2 protein-coding genes and 1 pseudogene are annotated in these 3207 nt (G+C 34.2%); all 3 read right to left on the bottom strand.

Annotated features, from left to right (window positions below; all coding sequences use genetic code 11):
- Positions 1-190: 190 nt before the first annotated feature.
- Positions 191-697, bottom strand: a complete 507-nt coding sequence (locus tag BT1A1_RS04175; RefSeq protein ID WP_034768460.1) for a hypothetical protein — start codon at positions 695-697, stop codon at positions 191-193.
- Positions 698-831: 134 nt separating this feature from the next.
- A complete protein-coding gene (locus tag BT1A1_RS04170; RefSeq protein WP_034768458.1) occupies positions 832-2619 on the bottom strand; it encodes a DUF262 domain-containing protein in 1788 nt (595 codons plus the stop codon).
- A gap of 3 nt (positions 2620-2622) precedes the next feature.
- A pseudogene (locus BT1A1_RS19045) lies at positions 2623-3207 on the bottom strand (hypothetical protein); the annotation flags it as partial.

The following is a 3207-nucleotide window of genomic DNA, read 5'->3' as shown; positions in this document are numbered from 1 at the left end:
AGTACATCGCAAAAAGCTCAGTGTATTTATTCCCTTGACATCAATGCTACCAACTCCACATGGCTTGAGAGGACAGAATGAATGTCATTTGAGTCTGTCCGTTCTCGGAAACATATCCACTGCGTTTTTGGTGCTATCGGTAGACGGGAACATATCAATGATTTTATAGTTCTTGAAAGCGTATCTGCAGCTATTTTTTCAAAGTCGGAATCTTAGTACCCTTTACATTCACACCTAAGATTGTAGCCCCCAATACAAGTGCGCCTCCTATGATAGGAACTCCGTACTTAATTATTCCGTTGAGAAATTCTTTGTTTTCAGTATCCTTTGCTGAAATACGATCTGCAACAGTTATCATCTGTTCTGTTATTTGCATTCTTTCTTCAGCAGTAATTGTGTCCTTTTTTAAGAGTTCACCAAGGTCATCGAGAATTTTTTTATAGGCCTCAATCGCTTCCTTCTGACTTTCGCCATTTTCCTTCATTGCGTTATTGCACAAGGTATTTAACTGTGCAAGCATAATATTTGCTGATTCAGTGTAAGCAGGAAACTGTTCAATAATTTTAATTGCAACATCTTTATCCATATTCGGAATTGCAGAAACGAACTCAATGATTTTTTCTTTAGACATATTTCTAAAGCTGTCGATATCTAGTGCTGTCTTAACCTCATTCTCAGTAACCATATACTTTGCCATAAACTTTTTCTCCTTGTCTCAAATATGTATTTTATTAATCCCATGTCTTAAACTTAAGTTTTTTCAGCAATTTCCTGTGTTTTCGACAACTTCTTGTTTTAGAGGTTCATGCAAACATATCCATTTATTTTATTCTATCCTTTATTTTTCAAAATATCAAACATTTCATCTTTATGAATACTTGACTTTTCTTCTGTCCACTTCCCATCACCTAGTCTTGTCATTTTTTCCATGACTTTTAATTTCAAACTTTGATTGATGATACTTGGATATGAATTGATTTTTCCACCAGGTGGCAAGTTAGAAAACTTAGAGTTCCCTGAAACCGTTATTAATGCTAGATTACCGAATCCGTTCAGCTCGTCTTCTTCCCAAAATTCTCCTTCGACCGGATGTTGCGGATGGAAATGCTCGATGGAACTTCTAAACTGGAATTGCCAATCTTCTTGCATTGGTGATATGATTTCTTTTCCATCATATGAATAGCCATCCCTATAAATTAAATAATCAAGATAAGAAAATACAATTCGTTCAATTTTAAAACCACTTCTGTTTTGGTAATCGGATTCAACAATCTTCTTCCTACAATAGTTCTCCAATATGGCAATAATGTTAGTTCCTTCATCTTCTAACAAGTTAGATAAAATAACCGTAATCCAGTGCATTGTTTTAGGTGATGTATAAGTAATACGTAAACAAGATTGAAGCGTTCTTAGTTTCTTATTATCATTACCTTCATCACCGAATGTACCAACGTATTTAGGCTTATCACTATTTTTCTTTTTATCACGATATTTTTCTAAACGTTGCAGGGACCATTTACCCGTTTCTTTGTAATCCCTAGCAAACTCGCGTTTTAACACATACTTGTCAAATAGCACCCGACACTTCAATAAGTGGAACAAGAAGTCTTTGGCTTTTTCAGGTGTTGACCATGCCCAAGATAGATTATTAAGGAAGTGTTTGTCATCAAGGCTTGCATCTTCTTCCCCGAGTTTTCTCATGACAGCATTGACTTGAAGTAAGAAGTTTGGAAATGAAATAGTTGATTCAAAACGTTCATTCTCATCTTCCGATTGTGTAATTGTTATATTAAGCATTTTATTATCTCTCAAGATATCAATCAAAGATTTTTTATCTACTGAATTATCCACTATCGAAATTTCTCTTTTTAACGAATCAAAATCCTTAATTGATTGACATAGACTGCTCCAGTTCTTAGTAAAGATACTTCTTCGCACATTCACATCAAAATTCATCTGAACATACGAATTCATATCAGAACATTTTTCCCAAATCAGCGCTGCTATATTTTTGTCATGATCATTTTCAAGTACTTCCAACAACTTAGCTTTAGCGATTTCATGTAGTTCCAATTGCTCTCCACGGGTATTCATTATTTCAAAGTAATGGTTTAAATCAATGTTTTGCGGGACTTGAACCCGAATAAGAAAAACTCGATTCAACTTTTGAACAAAGCTACTTTTATCGATATTTTTATTCTTGAAGTAGTTATCAACGATTTGAAAACCATACAAGATTTCTGGTGATGATAATTCTTCAATCAAATCTGGATTACTGCTATCGCTGATATAAGATAGGGTACGATTTGATTTTTCACGTGCCTCAAATCGCAATGCTTCTTTCGCAAATGCAAGCCCCAAATACTTCTCAAGAAGATATAAAGTTGTTAATCGCTGCTGCCCATCAATTACTTCGTAAACATTGTTATCTGTTTGATTGACAATCAAATTCCCTAAGAAGTAGTTGTCATTAGAACCATCAATAGAGCTTTCAATATCCTCAATCAATTGTTCTATTTGCGTTTCAGTCCAAGCATAATTACGTTGATAAATCGGCACAAGATAATTGATGTTTTCGAAAACATGTGATACCGGTATTATTTTTAAATCACTAGTCATCTCCTACCACCCATTCCATTTACAAAGCAATTCATACACTGCTTTATATTTTTCTTGATTATTGTCATCAATATCTGGCTGTTTAAGCACTATCAACTTCAATCCTTCTGGATCCTCCATTTCGCTAATTGCAGAAAACATATCAATTCCAAAGTTTGCTCGTTCATGCAGACCTTTTGCATATTTATTGACAGTCTGCGGATACACCGCATTCATTGCCAATCGTAATGAATAACTCCATGAATAAAGTTGCTGCATCACAGATTGGGTTAAGCTCTCAAGACCAAACCTATCCGCAAAGAATAATAACGAGCATTCATACAGTTGCTTAATGTAAATATCACCAGAACGCTTGCTTGGAATTTGATCATGGTCATGAGAGCGATTAATTTGTTTTTGTATTTTTTCTAATAATTTTCCGTAATGAAGAGTGTAATTAAAGAATCGTTTCCCAGCTATCAAGGGTTGTGTCAATTGAAATTGATTTAATAATTTTGAGGAAAGCAATTCATTACTACCATTAGTATTAAATTGTTCTACATATAGATTACTTGCTTTATGGTAAATTGCATAATTGTAGATATTTGC

This window comes from Caldibacillus thermoamylovorans (genome assembly GCF_000751775.1).
Taxonomy (GTDB): Bacteria; Bacillota; Bacilli; order Bacillales; family Caldibacillaceae; genus Caldifermentibacillus; species Caldifermentibacillus hisashii.
This window is presented reverse-complemented; position numbering and strand designations above follow the sequence as displayed.

Coding starts and splice junctions, on each gene's coding strand:
- BT1A1_RS04175 (WP_034768460.1), bottom strand. CDS start 697: ATGGCAAAGTATATGGTTACTGAGAATGAGGTTAAGACAGCACTAGAT.
- BT1A1_RS04170 (WP_034768458.1), bottom strand. CDS start 2,619: ATGACTAGTGATTTAAAAATAATACCGGTATCACATGTTTTCGAAAAC.